The following is a 17,804-nucleotide window of genomic DNA, read 5'->3' as shown; positions in this document are numbered from 1 at the left end:
GAGTAAATATCATTGAGACATTTTATTTTACTCGTTATGTGTTGCACCCAACACATAACGTGATTCGGTATTTCAGAATACTAATAATCTCTCAACTAAATAGCAATCAAAGGCAGATAATACTTTATTGTTCTTCACATCGTTATGTGTCGCCGGGAATCCAGGATTCCCAAAACGCGCCAGCACCACCTCACCCACGGGGATATTGTCAAAGCCATGGTGCTCAACGGTCTCGGGTTCATTGAGAGACGCCTCTACCTCTACCCGGAGTTCTTCTCGGAGATTGCCGTCGACCGGCTCCTCGGCGACGGCATCACCACCGAGCATCTCAACGACGACGTCCTGGGCAGGACGCTCGATGCGATCGCCGCGTACGGCCCGGCCGAGTTCTTTAACGCGATCGCGGCGGAGTGCCTCCTCGCCAGCGACTACGGCACGCACTGCCTCCACATCGACACCACCGCCTTCAGCGTCAGCGGCGAGTACGACGCCGACTTCGACTCCCGCGACATGACCATCACCTAGCCATCCCAAGGACGGCCGATGGGATCTCAAGCAGTTCGTCCTCGGAATGGCGACCGATCAGCACGGCATTCGGCTCTTCCTGCAGACCGTCTCCGGGAACGAGTCCGATAAGAAGACCCTGCTGACGATCATCACCCAGCTCACCGAGAACCTGCAGCACCCGGACAAGGTCTACCATATCGCCGATGCCGCCTTCTACACCGCCGAGAACCTCGCGACGCTTGGCACCCGCACGTTCTGGATCAGCCGGGTGCCGGCGACCCTGAACGAGATGAAGGATCTCGTTGCCGCAGACCTCCCCCTGCACCCGTGTGCGGATGGCCGCTACCGGTATACGGAGCATGTATCTGACTATGCTGGCATCCCGCAGAAGTGGGTCGTCTACCATTCAGCACCGATGCAGGAGCAGCAGGAAAAGACGTTCGCAAAAAGGATGGAGAAAGACAAGAGGACAGCCGAGACGTCGCTGCGAAAACTCGGGGCACGGGAGTTCGCCTGCGAACCGGATGCCCGGATCGCTGCCGAGAAGTGGTTACAGGAGAACCCGCAGTTTTGTTTTAGCTCTCTGGACATCCGAACAACTACCCGGAAGATAACGAAGAAGCGGGGTAGGCCGAAGGCGGATGAGCCGGTGGAAACGGTCTATACGGTCTCTGCGGAGCTTGAACACAACCTCCTGGTTGTCGAACAACGTCGACAGAAACTCGGCCGGTTCGTTCTGGCGACGAATGATCTAGAACTCTCACCTGACGAGCTCCTGACGAACTACAAAGAGCAGGGCACGGTAGAGCGGGGGTTCCGGTTCCTCAAGGATCCCTCATTCCGGGTGGCGGAGATCTATCTCAAGAAACCGTCGCGGATTCAGGCGCTGGCGATGATCATGATGTTCTGCCTCTTCATCTATGCGATGACCGAGTTCCGGCTCCGCCGGAAACTGCAGGAGACCGGTGAAACGATGACCGACCAGACCAAGAAGCAGACCCAGAACCCGACCTTGAAGTGGCTGTTCTTCCGATTCCGGGGTGTCCGGGAACTGCGGTTCCAAGCGGGAGAGGCGGTGACAGTGCTGGTTACGAACATGAACCCGGAGTTCTGGAAGATACTCCAGTTGCTCGGGCAGGAGTACAAAAGTAACTATTTGTGATCAAAGACACGCGGAATGTGGGATCAGTTATACGGCGTTCCCCAAACGGCATTGGAAACGGATCCGGACGACCAATATGGTAGAACGGGTGAACAGAGAACTGAAACGCAGAGCAAAGGTCGTCGGGGTCTTTCCCAATGAGGAATCACTCTTTCGACTGGTAGGCTCGATCCTCATGGACGTCAACGAGGACTGGGTCACCGGCAAAAAGTATTTGCAAATGGACGAGGAATGATCAGAGGCGATTCAAGGCACGGGGCAAAATACAGAAAATATGAGATGCTACCGATATCGCTCCGCAATCGCATAGATGGACAGGCAGAGTACTATGATCGAGAGAGTCAGATAGTCTCACAAGATACAATGCAGTAACAATTTACTGGTTCTGAATCTAAGTATAGTAACAGTATGCCGTTAGGGGAAAATATGAAACGAGTGTATGATATAATTGAGAGTAATCAACTTTCTACAAAAATTATTCGGTTCATCTCAAACAATCCTCTATACAAAAGTGTTTTCGTTCTTGGGAGTGGAACAATATTGGCTCAGCTAATAGGCATTCTGTCAATGCCAATAATCACACGGATATATACACCTGAAGATCTGGGCCTCCTGGCAGCATATACTTCAATATTATCAATTGTTGCCGTTACTGCCACTTTTCGGTATGAATTTGCGTACGCATTACCAAAACGAGATGATGGTGCTGCGAACCTCTTTGCTTTGTGTTTAATTTTATTGATTGCTACAACTGCAGGATTCTCACTTATTCTACTATTTGGAGGAGATATTTTAGTCAACATCCTCAACCTAGATCCTCTTGCGGATTACGTATTGTTACTTATTTTGGGTTTCTTTGGTATAGGACTCTATACCACACTCAACTATTGGGCAATACGGCAGAGAGATTATAAGAGAATCACCTATACAAAAATTAACCAGAGTGCTTGTAGTGCAGTATTCAAAATCCTTCTCGGCTTTCTTTCTTTTGGCCCAATAGGTTTGATTATTGGGCATGTTGTCTCTGAAATAGCCGGAATAGGAACCTACTCCCGCGCCATGTGGATAAAAGAGCGGGACGGCCTGAGAAGAATCTCATTTAGCGGTATCAAAACTGTTGCAAAAGAATATTGGAGTTTTCCAGTATTAAATCTCCCCGCCTCTATCGTAAACAACTTTACAATATATCTCCCCGCTATCATGCTCCTGGCAATATATGATGGACAAACCGCCGGCTTTTATGCGCTTGCTAATAGTATGATGGTAATTCCGGGAAGTGCAATTTCAAGATCATTGGCACAGGCATACCTCGGTGAAGCATCAAAGATGGTAAGGGAGGAATCACAGGATTTACGGTCACTTTACGTTAAAACGATCAGGCACCTATCTTTTATCGCCATTCCATTAATTGGCACTTTTGCATTATGTGCTCCTTTCGTTGTACCAGTAATTTTTGGAGAGGCATGGATAGAAGCAGGTTGGTATTGTCTACCGCTAGCTCTGCATGTTATTCCGAATTTTATTGTATATCCAACGACAAAGTTGGAAATCTATGGTTTTAATCACTGGAAGCTCATCTGGGACATTACTCGTCTTGTTGCAGTTTTTGTTGGGTTTTATATAGGACAACTGTATGGAGTGCCAGTGTTAATAATGCTGACAATCTATGCGCTGATTATGCTTTCAATGAATATTATATTGATTAAATTAAATTTGAAAGCGATATCAAATATCACCCATATGTTATCAGTTAAAGCATAGTATCGTTGACCCGATCGGGTTTCCTGGCTCCCACCCCTCAGCCCTTCGGCACCATTATACTCTGAGGACATCCTAAAAATATAAGGCCTCTCAGATAATACCCAGATTCATGGCCTTCCGGGAAATCGAGGTAGCGTAACGAAATTTCTGTAAAATTGAATTGACCCTGAATCCTACCTAGATTTGGCAAAAGGAGAACCAGGGTCATGGATACCTTAGCGTTAATCGAAGATTATCTTTCCGACAACGATCAGGGCATGCTGAACCTCATCACGTGGTTCCTGAACCAGGTGATGCTGCTGGAGGCTTTCCAGCAGACCGGAGCCGGGCATTACGAGCGAACCGATGTGAGAAAAACTTACCGGAACGGCTACAAAGACCGTTCTCTGAAAACCCGGTATGGTGAGACTACCCTGAAAAAACCACAGTTGCGAGGAGTCCCCTTCGAGACAGCGGTCTTCGGGCGGTATGCACGGGTGGAGAAGGCTCTCGTGAATGCCATTGCAGAATCCTACCTGCAGGGTGTCTCGACCCGGAAAGTCCAAGATATCGTTCAGCATCTCGGGATCGAACAGCTCTCGCCTGCATCCGTTTCCCGGATGGCGAAAGACCTCGATGAGCAGGTTCAGGCGTTTCTTCAGCGGCCGATCGAACAGGAAATGCCCTACCTGTTCGTGGATGCTTCCTACTACAAGGTCAGAGAGGAAGCTCGGTATGTCACCAAAGCTCTCCTGGTAACCGCCGGGGTTCGGGACGACGGCTTCCGGGAGATCCTGGGAGCCCGGATCACCGACTGTGAGAATGAAGCGTTCTGGGCAGGGGTCTTCGAAGACCTCAAGGAACGAGGACTCGCCGGCGTCCAGCTGATCATCTCCGATGGCCATACCGGCATCCAGAAGGCGGCGGAGGCCGCCTTCCTCGGTGCATCCTGGCAGATGTGTCAGGTGCACTGTTCGCGGGCTGTCCTGAAGAATATCCCAAAGAAACACCAGAAAGAGGTTGCTGAATCTTTGAAGGAAGCATATGGCGATGAGCAGCGGTTGCAGGATCTCGCTGACGACCTGAACACACGAGGGTACCGCAAAGCAGCCAATACCATCGAGCGGTTCCTTCCAGGGCTCATGAGTTATACCGCGTTTCCAAAAAACCACGGGAAACGGATTCGAACCACGAACATGATGGAGAGAATCAACAAGGAGCTGAAGCGGAGAACAAAGGTCGTAGGAGCATTCCCCAATGAAGATGCCCTTCTCCGGTTGGCTGGTTCGATCCTGATGGACATCAACGAGGAGTGGGTCACCGGCAGAAGATATTTGACGATTGAGAAGGAATGATCAGACAAGGAAACAGGGCTCAACGATTTTACAGCAAATCTGAAACGTTACCGAAATCGACGATGCTCTCCGGGAGATCATCCAGAAATACCTCCCCCCAACGAAGCTGCACATTGGCCGCCCGCGGCGTGACCCCCGCGGGCTGATCAACGGTATCCTGTACGTCCTGACCACCGGCTGCACCTGGCACGACGTGCCGGAGAAATACGGCACGAAATCGACGGTTCACCGCTACCACCTCGAACTCTGTGAGAGAGGGGCGTACCAGGCGATCTTCCTCGACCTTCTCCAATCAGGATATGAGATCCGAAAAGTCGATCTCACGCATTGTTCCACCGATACCAAGGATATCCCAGCGAAAAAGGGGGATCTACCGGCTATGATGGCTATAAGAAGGTGAGCGGGAACAAGCTGAGCACTCTGGTCGATCGGCATGGACTCCCCCTTGCCTGCACGGTTTCACCCGCCAATGTCCATGACTCCCAGCTCTATGAACCAACACTCGGAGCATTCCCAAATGCCGGATGTTCAGGATCATCCCTCGTTCATCTCAGCCGATGCTGCTTACGATGCACGGGAGATCCGCCAGTACAACCGGAAGAGACGCATAAAAAGCAATATTCCGGTCAACAGGAGATCCCGGACACACCCGAAGCGGGGAAGGCCGTTCTGGTTCGATCCGGAACTCTACAAGAAGCGCAGCGCCATCGAACGGTTCTTCAGCTGGATTGAGGCGTTCAAAAAGGTACTCCTCGGTTTGAATGCTACCGACACTCATTCCTCGGGCTGATCCGCCCGGTATGTGCCATCATGATCTGGAGAATTCTGGGATGAGCTCTCTATCAGGGCAGGTCTCATGCCTGTAAAGAGTACCTTCGAATGGCATCTCTTGAAGCACGAGTTGGCAGCATCTCTCTCCTGTGAGGAGATTGCTTGTGCGGCAGTCACGTGCGGATTTATTCGGCGATCGAGGGAGATATTCCCAGTAGAATTTCTTCTGACCCTGATCTTCGGGTTCTTTTCAAAGGAAGAGCCTTCCCTTGCCAAACTCCATCGGCTCTACAATTCCTTGGTGGATGACTTTCATACCCGCAAATACAAGCATAAACAAAAAAACGACAAATATAAGTCCTGATTAATCGGCTCTGTTGAAACCCTGAGGTAGGCCATTCCTGCCCGGAGGGGAAAGATCTATAAAATCGTTGCTCCTTGTGTTAATGACCAAATCAAGCACAAGGAGCAGAGATAGTGTCGACGAACAGATATATCAACCTTATTGAAGCCTGCCTTCAGGCCGTCCGTTCTTCCCGAATTCCCCTCTACTCTTGCAAATACTCCCGGAGAACGTATACCCAGCATCAACTGCTAGCGATCCTTCTCTTCCGGGCGATCCTTGATACGGACTACCGTGATACCGTTGCTCTCTTCGATCTGATGGACAGGATCAAAGCACTGCTTCAGCTGGATCAGGTTCCGCACTACTCCACGCTCCACAAGTTCATGGCACGGATGTCCTCCCTCGTATTCACGAGAATCCTGAAACAAACCCTTACGCTGTTTTATTCCCGGGGCGAAAGTATTCCGATAACCGCCATCGATTCCTCGGGATTCACCAGCTCGTACGCCAGTCAGTACTACTCCTGGCGGACAGGGAAGATGCGCAAGACGTTCCTGAAGACCTCGATTGCTGTGGATACCCGCAAACAGGTGATCCTGGTCGGGAAGATCTCACAGAAGCCGGTACATGACATCATCCATGCGAAGTCACTGATCGGACAGACCCGAAGAACCGAATGCTACGTCATGGATAAGGGCTATGATTCTGAAGATCTCCACTGTCGGGTCCGGGAAGAGATCGGGGCGGATTCGGTGATACCCGTCCGAACGTGGCAGGGGAAGATCCAGTCAGGAAAGTATCGGCAGGAGATGTTCGCCGCCTTCGATACAAACCGCTACCGTGAACGAAACAAAGTCGAAACGGCATTTTCAGTCCTCAAAAGAAGATTCGGCGGGGATCTGAAGGCACGGAAATACCGGTATCAGGTCAAGGAGATCAAGATCAAACTCATTCTCCACAACCTTACCAAGGCACCTCCAGCAGTTGTAGTTGTTTTGATTGTTGAGGGATTCAACAGAGCCGAAGAATCCTGGAAATCCAAGCGTTCAGAAAGGAGAAGGCTCATCGGTGAGGGCAGGAGGCGAGAGGAGGGGAGGAAGAGAGAGGGTTATTCGCAATTATCTAAGGAATTTTAGTTAAGTACTACTAACAAAGAGTAAAATATTAAGACCAAATATAATAAGGGCAATTTTGTATTATCTCTGAAAATTTTGAAGAATATTAAAAAATAAGTTTAATAAAGATAAAATATAACTTTGTATGGACATATTTTTTCTCGACTAGTAAGAAATTACTTCTGAGGAATTACCAACCCCCCCAAAGTGAATAAGAAAATATTCGCCCACTTAAATAATTCGGACAAACAGCTTGGATAACAGGGCATTAACCATAGGATGGGCTCCAGTGTGCTGAAAAACTATTACGATACCATAATAAAAAGGACGGATTTCATAATTGCAATAGTGGGACTACCTTTAGGTCTTTTTATTACCTCATTATATTTTATTTCCCCAACAATACATCTACTCACACTGGGATTTGCACTTTTTCTTGCATCTTTAACGTATCTCTGTATAAAGAACAAAAAAGAAAAAACTATAGTTACTTATACCTCGAGACCGATGAAAGTTTTCTATGACATTGGCTTCTTCGCTGCATTTTCACTGAGTTTATTGATACTCCACAACTCTACTGAACGCCCAGTTCTCTATTTTGCTCTAATTACATTCTGTGCAGGCTTACTTGCTCTCTCAATAATTAGTATAGAATGTAGAACTGAATTAGTCAGACAGTTACTCAAGATACTTCTCATCTCTTTTAATCAGATACTTTCAATCCATTACTTCACCGGCGGGAGTGGCGTTGATTACTGGGTGCATATGGAAATGAATCGATTACTTTCTCAAATTGGCGATATCAGTGTTCTATACGGGAAAGAATCCTTTTATCCGTTGATGCATATTCATACTGCAGTCAACCAGATCGTGATGGATGTTCCTATTCGAGATGCAACAGGTTTTGGAATAATTATTCCTCTAGTCGCATCATCAATATGTGTATTTCTTTTGGGAAGAAGCTTATTCGATGAGAAGGTTGGACTTCTGGCCATGCTGATTGTAAATATTTCTGATTTTCAGATACGTTATGGAGTATCCCCGGGAACCGTCAGTTTCGGGCTCTGTCTTTTCTTTTTTTTCGTTTATTTAGTATTCAAACTTATTATAATTGCCAAACAAAGGGAGCGGATCAAATGGCTCATCCTTGTGTTTGTGTTTATCCCTGTGTTAATTCTCAGTCATGCACACTCATCATTTGTAGCACTATTAACATTATGTGCCGTTGTATCAGGGGTATTAATATATAGAAAAGTATTCGATATAAAAACAGTTTTACCCATTGCCTTAATCCCCATTATATTTGTGATCGAATTGCTTCAACATTGGTTTGTTGCAATATATGGTATGAAAGGAGAAAGATCTTTTTTTGAAGTGATACTCCAGACACTCGAAGATGCTATTGTAAACAAAGCAGGTTTTCTAAACAGACCCGAAGCTGCAACAGTTGAGACTTCAACTGGGGAGTACGTTAACACTTTGGCTCTCCCTCCTTTTCTAGAACAGGTTGCCGACGTTATGGGCCTGACCCTTGTCATTTTCTTTGCGATTATCGGATGTTTGTTCTGGCTATCTTCCTCTCAGCGTAGTACTGTAAAATTCTCAATGGTACTAGGTGCAGCAATCCTTTTAGGTTTCACCTTTCTTTTTCCTCTGCTTGGTATACGAAATATTATGCCTCTACGATGGTTTGCATTTATTTATTTTTTTTTATCCCTAATGACAGCATATGCTGTCATAAAAACATCGTATAGATTATCGAGACCTGTTTACTCAAAAATATTCTTATTTTTTATAATTAGCAGCTTAGCATTTTTTATGTCTTTTAGCTCCGTTTCGAATATAGATAGTCCCCTCTGGTTAAAAGAGTGGACGCCTTCAATATCATCATATACTATTCCAGAGCAACAGGGCGGGATAACATTAGCAAAATATGCGGATAAAATGGTCTCCGATGACAGATACGGTGGGAATCATGGTTCATACCTTGGAATCCAAGTGACTTCGTTCTCTTCGAGGAAGGACTTAAACACACATGAATCGAGCATATTTCTCTGGAGAGAGGACTATTTCGATAGACCTGTAACAATACAAACAAATATAGAGGGTTATAATAAAAGTATAAGTATTAGCACTATCCTTGGGGCAGAGGTGCTTCAAGATTTAGAAAAGCGACATAAGATGTACGACAATAGTGATTTATATGGCTTTCACTTGTTTTGATCCTACAGTTCACAGAGGTTAGATATAAAATCTTTATTATGTTTATTTTAAGTATAGGGTCGATGAAAGGTAAGTTAAGAATAAGATTCTTTGCAGATTAAACATTTGGTGGAATATGGTAGGAAATTATTTTGAAAAATTGATATATGGATGTATTAGATACTCTGGAATACCCTTTATATTTAGGGAAATAATTCAAAGGAACAAAGTAACGATACTATATTTTCACGACATTAACCCCGATACAGCAGAGAAAATATTTGGAAAATTAATGAGTATTTATAACATTATTTCCCTAAATGATTTTTTATATTTGCATAGAGAAAAGAAAAACCCGCCAAAAAAAGCATTGATAATCACGTTTGATGACGGACACAGAGGTAATTATAAATTACTTCCCATCATTAAAAAATTTCATATTCCAGTAACTATATACCTATGTTCTGGGATAATTAATACTAATAGACACTTTTGGTTTAAAGAAAAGCACCCATTTTATAATGGTAGAATGTTGAAAAATACGCAAAATAGCGAAAGGCTCCGAATATTAAAAGAAATTGGATTTGAACAAGAGAAAACATATCTATCCCCACAAGCTTTGTCAAAGAACCAAATTATCGAAATGTTACCGTTTGTTAACTTCCAATCACATACAATATTCCATCCTTGTTTAACAAAGTGTGATGATAGTGAGGCATGGAACGAAATATTTATCTCAAAACAAATGCTTGAGAGGGATTATAATTTAGATATCAATGCAATCGCATATCCCAACGGCAACTATTCTGATAGAGACATTCAATTATGCATGGATGCAGGATATGAGTTTGGTCTCACAACTGAGTTTGGATTTAATACATACAATACTGATCCATTTAGATTGAAGAGGCTCAGCGTCAATGATACAGATGATATAAACGAACTAATAGTAAGAGTGAGTGGATTTTGGGCTTTTTTAAAGTTTAAAATTTTGCGACTAAAATCATAAGTCGAATAACAGGGTGGAGTTACCTCTGCCCCGTCTTCTCAGAGCCGTACGTGCGAGTTTCCCTGCATACGGCTCAAGCACTTCATAACCCCGATGTGGGGCGGCTAACAGCGAAGTAGGCGAGTTTGGTCTCAGTATTTAGCTAATTTTAGAACCCGCAAATAGTCCTCTCCTACCGCAAACCGTCACAAAAACGAAAGATCTTTATAGGTTGCAGGCGTTTCCTCATGCCTTTTGCCCAAAGGAAGAAGATTACCTGCAGAAAAATAGCCACCTGAAACCCAAAGAATGTTGTGCTCATGTTGTCGCAGCACTGGATCAGCACTTGACCATCCCGATTCAGGGGCGGTTCACCCGGTCCGACCTGTTCCAGGCGCTGGTCGGGATGTTGGAGCAGGAGAATGCCGTTATCCTCGCCCATTTTGTTCACCACGTCCTGAAGCCCGGGAACGCGTATCAGTTCGCCATCGACTACACGAACGATCCGTACTACGGGGAGACTACCGATGAGAACGAATCGTATGTCATTAGAAGCAAGCGCAAAAAGTCAACGAACGAGTTCTATTCCTACGTTACCCTCTACGTGACCACGAAAGATCGGCAGATGACGCTGGCGGTGTACCCGGTGCGTCAGGAAATCTCCAAGGTCAGGTATATCGCCCGCTGCCTCGACCGGATCGCCGAGCTCGGTCTTGAGATCAAGGCACTCTGCCTTGACCGGGAGTTCTACACCCGGAAGGTCTTCGGATTTCTGACCAGGCTGCAGGTGCCGTTCATCGTCCCGGTCAGGAAACACGGCAAGCGGATGAAAGAACTACTCCGGAGGACAGAGTCCCGGTACGCCGAGTACCGGATGAAAGCCAAACCACCGCTGCTCCTGACGATCGCGATCGCAGTCAAGTATGCGAAGGGCAAACGAGGAAAGCACGGTGTCGATGTGAACAGCGGTTTAATTTTGTGCAATTATGGCGGGATAAAGTGTACACCTGCCGACCTACAAGCACTCGCTTGAAGGTTGTGGCAATGCTAACCACGGAGAATTTCTACATGATTCGCGATCTCTACCACCAAGGGCTGAAAATCAGCCAGATTGCACAACAGACCGGATACCACCGGAATACGATACGCAAGTATCTTGCCGTCCCGACAGTGCCCACCTCGACTCCGCGGAGAAACCGAGAGAGCATTCTGGATCCTTTCAAGGAGCACATTCGTCTGCGTATCCACAAGCATCCCTTCACTGCAACCCGGATCTACCGGGAGATTCGGGAACTGGGCTATACCGGGAAGTATACAACCGTCAAAGACTATATCCGGTCGATCCGCCCTCCCGAAGGCACTTCAGCCGTCATCCGGTTTGAAACGAAACCCGGCGTCCAGGCACAGGTCGACTGGGGGGAATGCGGGTATCTGGACGTCGACGGACACCAGAAGACCGTGTACTGCTTCAGCATCATCCTCGGATATTCCCGGATGCGCTTCATGGTCTTCACCCTTTCCACCGACGTCTACACCCTCATTCAGTGCCATCTCCATGCATTCGACTACTTCGGCGGGTATACCGAGGAGCTCCTCTATGACAACATCAAAACGGTGATCCTCAAGCGGGCCATCCGCGCTGGCGACCACCAGTGAAATCCGAAGTTCGAGGACTTCTTCACCCATCTCGGGTTCATTCCGCGGGTATGCAGACCCTACTGCCCCCAGACCAAGGGGAAAGTCGAGAACTCCATCGGATTTATGAAGCGTGACTTTCTCTTGGGCAGCGCGTTCACGTCGCTGGCCGACATGAACCTGCAGCTCCGCCGGTGGTGCGACCGGGTGAATGCCGAACCGCACGGCATCACCCACGAGATCCCGTTTGAACGGCTGCAGCAGGAGAACTGAAATCTCTGACGAACATTCCTCCCTACCAGCTCCGACGAGAGGAACGCCGGAAGATCTCACGGGAAGCGTATATCTCCTATCTCGGTAACCGGTATTCGGTGCCCTATCACTATGCCGGACGGGAGGCTGTCCTGGAACTCCAGGGCAGCCTGATGAACGTCCGGATTGGTACCGACATCATCTGTACGCATACCGTTGTCCCCGGGCATGGCCGGGTCATCCGGGAGAAAGAGCACTTTGCCGGTCTTCTGGCGGAGGCCATGCGATGCAATGCTCAGCAGAGGAAGACCTCACGACCGCTCTTTGCGATGGTTACACCGGATGTGGAACACCGATCGCTTGCGGTCTATGATGCGTTCGCTGATGAGGTGCACCTATGAACGCTCTGGTCTATGAACGGGTGCATGATAACCTGAAACGGTTGAAACTGACCACCATCGACGAATATCTCGATAACTATCTTGAGATTGCGGCGGAAGAGGAACGATCGACGCTGGAGGTCCTCGACCACCTGCTGGATCAAGAGGTGAAGAGCAAGGAAGACCGTGCCCGTGAGTTCCGGATGCGATTGGCTGGATTCCGATGGGGAAGCGGCTCGAGGATTTCGACCCCAAACTCCTCACCTATTAGGGAATATGCCGAGGTTGAGCTTCTCGGCGATTCCCCGCACCTGTTTTGGCACCTCGGTCATCCGTCTCTCCTCCTCGTAGACCACTGCATACACCTTTGAGAGTTTCAGGAGCAGTCCCTGTGGCGAGAGGTGGGCTGACAGTCCTGCCTGTTTGATCCGGTTCAGGATCCGGCAGTAGAGATAGAGACAGAGGAATCCAATGAAGACATGGCCGAAGACTGCCGTGGCATCCCGGAGATAGAGTTTGTCTGCTTGGATCAGGCTCTTGAACGCGGCGAAATGGTTCTCGACCATATTTCGGGACTTATACAGTTCATAGATCTCCTGCGGCGGTGCCGTGATCGAGGAGAGGATCAGGATCCTGCCGGCACGCTTCAGCCGCTGGTTCAACGTCTCCCGATCGATCTCCCCTCCTTCCAGCAGGCGGTAGAGGGTCTTCTGCTCTTCCACCGCGAGATCGGCATCTTCGTAGAGGTAGAGTGTCAAACCATCAACCTCGCGTTTTCCGGCATGAATGAGCCGTTTGTGGTAGAAGAAGTGGTCGGTGAGATGGATCCGCGTTGCATACCGGACACTGTTGCGCCGCTGGGGGAGGACGAACGGGATCTTTGCCTCGGTCAGGATCTGTTCGTTTTTCTCCGAGACGAAACCCCGGTCGAGGACGAGGGTCGTCCTGGCGGTATCGATCTCGGCGAGGGATCCGACGAGGGTGGCGACATCCCTGACCGAGCCCGGCAGGGCACGGATCATCACAGGGAGGCCGGTGTCCGTCGCGCTGAAGAGTGCGATGTTGACCTGCGGCAACCAGACGCCTTCGGCGTTGTAGCCGAACTCGGCGAGGTTGACGGTATCGGAGTGAGAGAAGATGAACGAAAGGTCGTAGACGAGCTGCTGCGCCTGCGAGGAGAGATGCCGGAATACTGCCTGCTGGGCGGTGCGGTCGCCGCCGACTTCGATGAGAACACGGGCGAGGGTGCGGGGGTCGCAGTCCGCGGAGAGGGCAAGGGTGTTGTCGAGTTTCTCCCAGGCATCCTCTACCCGGGAGAGCGGGGTATACCCGGCGATCCGGGTGAAGGTGAGAGCGACGATCTCCTGCCAGCAGGTTGGGAACGCTTCCCGGAGAACCGGGAGCACCTCCCCGAACTCCTCGGCCATCAGAGCGGCATTCCCGTATTCACGAACGCTGCGGGGAGGCATCGGGATGCTCTGTCCTCTTTTTCCTTTGGCGATGAGACCCTGGTCTTTCGTGAGCCTGCCGAGGTACGTGCTGACCTTCTTCGGCGATTTGGTTGTCTTGTCGTAAACGCTCGTCGACCGGTAGACGTAGGGTTTGCCCTGGATCTCCTTGATCTCAAGGCACTTCTCCCCCTGCCGCCGCTGCTCCTCCAGCCATGCCCGAACCCACTCACCCATATGATATAATATTAGGGATTATGAGCATATAGATCTTTCCTTCTGCATCAGGAAATGTCGAAAAGGAGAGCAGAGAAGGAAGTATATGCCCTAAATCATGCGGAGTTTAGGTTCGACATCAGCTTCCAGCCGTCGCTGGATCCGGCGGTGATCCGGGATCTCGCCTCGCTTCGGTTTGTCCATCACGCTGAGAATGTTGTCTTCTTAGGGCCACCGGGAGTCGGGAAGACGCATCTCGCTCTTGCTCTCGGCCACGAGGCGGTGAAGCAGGGATTCAGGGTGTCGTATGCGAATGCCTCGAACCTGATCGAACGGCTGATGAAAGCAAACCGGGAGAATAAACTCGAGGAGCGGATCAAAGCCCTCACCAAGTTTCATTTGCTGATCATCGACGAAATGGGGTATTTGCCCTTCAATAGTGAAGGTGCTCACTGTTTCTTTCAGCTGATCTCCCGGCGGTATGAGAAATCATCGACGATATTCACGTCAAACAAGTCGTTTGGGGAATGGGGCGGTGCGACAAGAAGCTATATCGGGGATTGCGGATAAATCCGCCATCCATTCTGTCTGGGATGTTCCTATCATGGCATGCGTTCTTGGTAACAGGGAGGTGTGAAGCCCATGAGACAATGTGGAGAAGAACAAAACCCTGATCTGTTCAATCTGCTAGGAAAAGAATGTCACGGAGAAGCAAACGCTGAATCATCGCCAAAGGATCGTAATCTCCAACGGGCGAAACCAGGGTGGTTACCACGCCCGGACCAAAACGGTACGGAATCAGGTCGTTACTGGGTCGCCCCACAGGACGACAGGCAGACTCAATGATTCCCGGTTCATAGATGGCTCCTACAGCGTCATTGAGTATCCTCGATACGGAACTTGGAAACCCGTATCCACCCCTCGGAAGAGGTATGGAGGCCGTGAGGCCGACAAACGGTGGAGACGGAACAGGATGTCCCAAGAAGCGAATGCCTGCCTGTAACGGGCAGGACAGAGGCCGTTGCCTCGACCTGAAAGGGTGCAGACGTGGGACAGGTGTTTCACAGCAAAGAAGGGAGGTATACCCGTGAAAGTATGTCATTCAACGACGCCGAACGGCGAGAAGCATACTGACAAGGAACTCGCCCGGCAATGGAACGCCATTGACTGGGACAACGTGAGCTCCGCTGTCAACAGGCTACAGACCCGGATTGCAAAGGCAACGCAAGAAGGAAAATGGAATCTGGTAAAGCGACTCAATTACCTGCTGACCCATTCGCACTCGGCAAAATTGCTTGCAGTGCGAATAGTCACGCAGAACAAGGGGAGACATACCCCGGGTGTTGACGGCGACCTCTGGACAACTGCATCCGCCAAGATGCAGGCGGTTATGAGTCTCACCGACCGACAGTATCGTGCGCAACCTCTCCGCCGGGTCTACATCCCGAAGCCCGGGAAGGATACGAAACGCCCCATCTCCATCCCGACCATGTACGACCGGGCGATGCAGGCACTCTACGCACTGGCGCTCCAGCCGATAGCAGAGACAACCGCAGATCCCCGTTCATTTGGGTTCCGGCTCTTCCGATGTGCGCAGGATGCGTCTCGCTACGCATTCACGTGTCTCATGAGGAAAGGCTCGAATCCGTGGATTCTGGAAGGCGACATCAAAGGGTGTTTCGACACCATCGCCCACGACTGGCTCAGGGAGAACATCCCGATGGACAGGTCGGTGCTGGCCCAGTTCCTGAAAGCCGGGTTCGTTTTTGATACGGTGCTCTACCCGACGGACAAAGGAACGCCCCAAGGCGGGATAATTTCACCCCTCCTCGCCAACATGACGCTGGACGGGATGGAGAAGATTCTCACCGCACGATTCCCGAAGGTGAACGTGCACTTCGTCCGTTACGCAGATGACTTTCTGGTCATCGCTCCGACGAAGGAGAGAGCGGAAGAGGCTCGTGACATCATCCGGGAGTTTCTCGCAGAACGAGGGCTTGAACTGTCCGCGGAGAAAACGGTGATTACCCATATTGACGACGGTTTCGACTTTCTTGGATACAACTTCCGGAAATATAACGGAGCGCTCCTGGTAAAGCCATCCCGGAAGTCAGTCAAGGCAATCTCGGAAAAGATCAAGGCGATCGTCAAAAAGGCACGAGCCTGGACACAAGACCGCCTGATCATGGCCTTGAACCCGGTTATCCGGGGCTGGTCAAATTACCATCGCCACAATGCGGCCAAAGGGACATTTGGGTACCTTGACCACTATGTATGGACAGTTACCTGGAAGTGGGGCAAACACCGACACCCCACCAAAGGGCACAAGTGGATTGCCCGTAGATACTGGCACTCGGAAGGGAACAGAAACTGGATATTCCAGACAAAGGAGAACACCCTCCTCTTGTTCGAAGACGCAACCATCCGGAGGCACACTATCCCTAGACTGACTGCAAATCCCTACCTCGAGAGAAACTATTTCCTCAACAGAAGGGAACGCATGAAGAGGCAGACGCCTTGGGTACAAACCAGCCTCTCTTACTTCGCGCTGCCGCCCGAGAACCGGGTAGTGGAATGCATGAGCGTACTGCGGTGAAAACCGCACGGTGCGTTCTTGGAAGGGGGGAAGGTGGTAACACCTTCTCCCTACTCGACCGCTGAACATTAAAGGCGATAGTTATCGCCTCAAGGAACGCCGGCGGCAGAGTGTCATCCCGCAGGTCTAAGGCAAGACGGGATCGGAAACGAAGAATTATGCAGAGGAAGTGAGCACTATTATTCCGTCACTATTGAGCATTTTTATCCCGCCGGTTACACCAGCTGCCTTGACCGGATTGCCGAACTCGGCCTCACTATCGAAGCTCTCTGCCTTGATCGGGAGTTCTACACCCGGAAAGTTATCGGGTTTCTGACCCGGATGCAGGTACCCTTCATCATTCCGGTCAGGAAACACGGTAAACGGATGAAAGAACTGCTCAAGGGGACGCAGTCCCGGTACACTGAGTATCGGATGAGAGGTAAACCAACGCCTGTCCTGACCATCGCCGTTGCCGTGAAGTACGCTAAGGGTAAACGAGGAAACCATGGGGTTGAAAATCTGGGCTACATCACCGGTGGCTTTGCGTGGCATCCGCTCCGCATCCATCAGACCTATCGCTCCCGGTTCTCGATCGAATCGTCCCACCGGATGCGAAATCAGGTGAAACCTCGAACGAGCACAAGGAACCCCGTGATCCGGTATCTCTATGCCATTATTTCCTTCCTCCTCAAGAATATCTGGATCGCTCTGCTCTGGATCCACTTCTCACCGGTGAAACAGGGTCCACAAACCATTGATGTGCGCGATTTTCGGTTCGACTACTTCATGAGCTCATCCCAATATTCTCCAGATCATCATGGCACATACCGGGCGGATTAGCCCGAGGAATGAGTGCTCATAGCGCTCAAACCGGGGAGTAGTCTTCTTGAACGCCTCGATCCAGCTGAAGAATCGTTCGATGGCACTGCGCTTTTTGTAGAGTTCCGGATCGAACCCGTATGGCCTTCCTCGCTTCGGGTGCGTCCGGGATCTCCTGTTGACCGGAATATTGCTTTTTATGCGTCTCTTCCGGTTGTACTGGCGGATCTCCCGTGCATCGTAAGCAGCATCGGCTGAGATGAACGAGGGATGATCCTGAACATCCGGCA

Annotated in this window: 13 protein-coding genes and 4 pseudogenes; 14 read left to right on the top strand and 3 right to left on the bottom strand. The window is 49.6% G+C overall.

Features of this window, described 5'->3' with window-relative positions; all coding sequences use genetic code 11:
* Positions 1-165: 165 nt before the first annotated feature.
* From FGU65_RS12570 to istA, 12 genes and pseudogenes are all read left to right on the top strand, one after another.
* Positions 166-1,669 (top strand): annotated as a pseudogene (locus FGU65_RS12570) (IS1634 family transposase); the annotation flags it as partial.
* Positions 1,662-1,904: a transposase gene (locus tag FGU65_RS12565; protein WP_437344451.1), complete on the top strand. Its 243-nt coding sequence runs from the start codon at positions 1,662-1,664 to the stop codon at positions 1,902-1,904. The pseudogene FGU65_RS12570 and the gene FGU65_RS12565, both read left to right, overlap by 8 nt.
* A 191-nt stretch (positions 1,905-2,095) precedes the next feature.
* A complete protein-coding gene (locus tag FGU65_RS12560) occupies positions 2,096-3,430 on the top strand; it encodes an oligosaccharide flippase family protein (RefSeq protein WP_301664839.1) in 1,335 nt (444 codons plus the stop codon).
* Positions 3,431-3,636: 206 nt separating this feature from the next.
* Positions 3,637-4,764 carry an IS256 family transposase gene (locus tag FGU65_RS12555; protein WP_301664838.1) on the top strand — a complete coding sequence of 376 codons (1,128 nt, stop codon included), beginning with the start codon at positions 3,637-3,639 and terminating at the stop codon, positions 4,762-4,764.
* Positions 4,765-4,819: 55 nt separating this feature from the next.
* A complete protein-coding gene (locus tag FGU65_RS12550) occupies positions 4,820-5,164 on the top strand; it encodes a transposase (protein WP_301664953.1) in 345 nt (114 codons plus the stop codon).
* Positions 5,161-5,220, top strand: a pseudogene (locus FGU65_RS15935) (hypothetical protein); the annotation flags it as partial. The gene FGU65_RS12550 and the pseudogene FGU65_RS15935, both read left to right, overlap by 4 nt.
* A 61-nt stretch (positions 5,221-5,281) precedes the next feature.
* Positions 5,282-5,554, top strand: coding sequence for a transposase (locus FGU65_RS12545; protein ID WP_301664837.1), 273 nt, complete (start codon positions 5,282-5,284; stop codon positions 5,552-5,554).
* 458 nt (positions 5,555-6,012) lie between these two features.
* Positions 6,013-6,903: pseudogene (locus FGU65_RS12540) on the top strand (IS5 family transposase); the annotation flags it as partial.
* A gap of 384 nt (positions 6,904-7,287) precedes the next feature.
* Entirely contained in the window at positions 7,288-9,219 is a 1,932-nt protein-coding gene (locus FGU65_RS12535) for a glycosyltransferase family 39 protein (RefSeq protein ID WP_301664835.1), read from the top strand.
* Between the two features lie 115 nt (positions 9,220-9,334).
* Positions 9,335-10,207, top strand: coding sequence for a polysaccharide deacetylase family protein (locus FGU65_RS12530; protein ID WP_301664834.1), 873 nt, complete (start codon positions 9,335-9,337; stop codon positions 10,205-10,207).
* Positions 10,208-10,532: 325 nt separating this feature from the next.
* Positions 10,533-11,219: a hypothetical protein gene (locus FGU65_RS12525; protein WP_301664833.1), complete on the top strand. Its 687-nt coding sequence runs from the start codon at positions 10,533-10,535 to the stop codon at positions 11,217-11,219.
* A gap of 11 nt (positions 11,220-11,230) precedes the next feature.
* Positions 11,231-12,474: pseudogene (gene istA, locus FGU65_RS12520) on the top strand (IS21 family transposase).
* Between the two features lie 239 nt (positions 12,475-12,713).
* Here the strand turns inward: istA and FGU65_RS12515 are convergent.
* The gene (locus FGU65_RS12515; RefSeq protein WP_301664832.1) at positions 12,714-14,138 is read right to left on the bottom strand and encodes a transposase; all 1,425 of its coding nucleotides are present in this window, start codon (positions 14,136-14,138) and stop codon (positions 12,714-12,716) included.
* 42 nt (positions 14,139-14,180) lie between these two features.
* On the opposite strand from FGU65_RS12515, the gene FGU65_RS12510 reads away from it, so the two are divergent.
* Positions 14,181-14,687: an ATP-binding protein gene (locus FGU65_RS12510; protein ID WP_496401171.1), complete on the top strand. Its 507-nt coding sequence runs from the start codon at positions 14,181-14,183 to the stop codon at positions 14,685-14,687.
* A gap of 469 nt (positions 14,688-15,156) precedes the next feature.
* On the top strand, positions 15,157-16,713 hold the full coding sequence (ltrA, locus tag FGU65_RS12505; RefSeq protein ID WP_301664830.1) for a group II intron reverse transcriptase/maturase: 1,557 nt from the start codon (positions 15,157-15,159) through the stop codon (positions 16,711-16,713).
* Between the two features lie 156 nt (positions 16,714-16,869).
* Here the strand turns inward: ltrA and FGU65_RS12500 are convergent, their stop codons facing one another.
* Together FGU65_RS12500 and FGU65_RS12495 are read right to left on the bottom strand one after the other, a co-directional pair.
* Entirely contained in the window at positions 16,870-17,418 is a 549-nt protein-coding gene (locus FGU65_RS12500; RefSeq protein ID WP_301664829.1) for a hypothetical protein, read from the bottom strand.
* 69 nt (positions 17,419-17,487) lie between these two features.
* Positions 17,488-17,804, bottom strand: a 317-nt coding sequence (locus FGU65_RS12495; RefSeq protein ID WP_301664828.1) for a transposase, incomplete at its 5' end; no start/stop codon positions are given.

It is taken from the genome of Methanoculleus frigidifontis (genome assembly GCF_030464345.1).
Lineage (GTDB): Archaea > Halobacteriota > Methanomicrobia > Methanomicrobiales > Methanoculleaceae > Methanoculleus_A > Methanoculleus_A frigidifontis.
This window is presented reverse-complemented; position numbering and strand designations above follow the sequence as displayed.

Coding starts and splice junctions, on each gene's coding strand:
- FGU65_RS12560 (WP_301664839.1), top strand. CDS start 2,096: ATGAAACGAGTGTATGATATAATTGAGAGTAATCAACTTTCTACAAAA.
- FGU65_RS12555 (WP_301664838.1), top strand. CDS start 3,637: ATGGATACCTTAGCGTTAATCGAAGATTATCTTTCCGACAACGATCAG.
- FGU65_RS12545 (WP_301664837.1), top strand. CDS start 5,282: ATGCCGGATGTTCAGGATCATCCCTCGTTCATCTCAGCCGATGCTGCT.
- FGU65_RS12530 (WP_301664834.1), top strand. CDS start 9,335: ATGGTAGGAAATTATTTTGAAAAATTGATATATGGATGTATTAGATAC.
- FGU65_RS12515 (WP_301664832.1), bottom strand. CDS start 14,138: ATGGGTGAGTGGGTTCGGGCATGGCTGGAGGAGCAGCGGCGGCAGGGG.